We start from the raw sequence: 1,327 nt of genomic DNA on the forward strand, positions 1-1,327 counted from the left end.
GAATGAGGATAGTTGCCCGGTAAAGAGGTACTCAGCAAAGAAAACAAGGAGGTAAAAAGCAGTATATATCTCTGACACGGCAATTCTGCTAAAGGGATTTTATTCTGATTCAAGAATATATATTACTTTGACGGTTTTACAAAAAAAGGAGATGGTCTTGTGTGCGGGATTCGTTAGCAACCATATAGAAAGAGATGCATTTTTACCGGAACAACGCGATATTCTTTTGGAAAATGCATTAAAAGATTTATCGGCAGATCCTGATGTTTTGGCTATTTACATTGCTGGTTCATTAGCAAAAGGAAACGATGATCAATACTCCGATATAGATTTGCACACCATTGTTAATCCAAAACGTAAAGCAGAATTTTTAAAGGGAAAAAGGGATAGAGCCAATAATTGGGGAGATGTTTCATTTCACGAAGACTGCAATCCTTATTCACCGTATGTCGTCACTCATTATAATACCTTTGTAAAAGTTGATAGCTGGTATCATGCACCTGAGGAAATTGTTCCCTCCATTTGGTTAAAAGAGGTAGAAGTCATCTATGATCCTTTTAATATTATGAGTCCTATTATAAAAGAATCGGCAGAGAAAGTGTATAAACCTACACCTGATGAAGTTGAGCATTGGAGAGGAAAGCTGCTTGCATTTGTCCATGAAACCTACAGGGCCGTTATGAGAAGAGAAATGCTATATGCACTATCCAATCTTGATAGGATACGGTGGCTGATTGTGTCTGGTTGGTATATGGAAATGGAAGAGCAATTAGATGTTCCCTATGGAGTATGGACAAAAATTGAGGGCAATAGAAGTAAGTTAGCTGGAAAGCAGTTATCCCTGTTGGAAAGTTGGGATTGTGGCCGCAATTCAAATGAAATTATTAAAACGTTGAGACGTATGATCCCAGAATTCCTCAGACTAAATGAATACCTATGTACTCAATTGGGTGTCGAAACAAATGAATACCATATCAAAAGAATAATCGATATGGCTATCTGATACCATATGAGGCTAATGAAATAAAGTACGTGTAAAATGTGTAATTTCTATTGGAGGGATGCTAAGTGGCACAATTGGTATATCATGTAGCCGTTTCACTGGATAATTTCATTGCAGACCAAGCAATGTTGGAAGGGGATATCAATCATTCTTTTTTCTTATTTGAAGGAGATCATGTCCCGGACTTTTTATCCGATATCCAGCAATATGRGGCGGTATTGATGGGAAGTAAAACATATGAATTTGGATTTCAATTCGGAGCCAAACCGGGTGAACCAGGTTATAAGGGTTTGAAACATTATATATTTTCGAGCTCCCTTCAGT

The 1,327-nt window shown here is 37.5% G+C and carries 2 protein-coding genes; both read left to right on the forward strand.

Features of this window, described 5'->3' with window-relative positions:
- Positions 1-127: 127 nt before the first annotated feature.
- Positions 128-1,003: a nucleotidyltransferase domain-containing protein gene (locus tag AC1DVB_RS27315; protein WP_235568137.1), complete on the forward strand. Its 876-nt coding sequence runs from the start codon at positions 128-130 to the stop codon at positions 1,001-1,003.
- A 65-nt stretch (positions 1,004-1,068) separates the two neighbouring features.
- On the forward strand, positions 1,069-1,327 hold a 259-nt coding region (locus AC1DVB_RS27320; protein ID WP_477591959.1), incomplete at its 3' end, for a dihydrofolate reductase family protein.

Source organism: Peribacillus sp. P4_D6 (genome assembly GCF_056401795.1).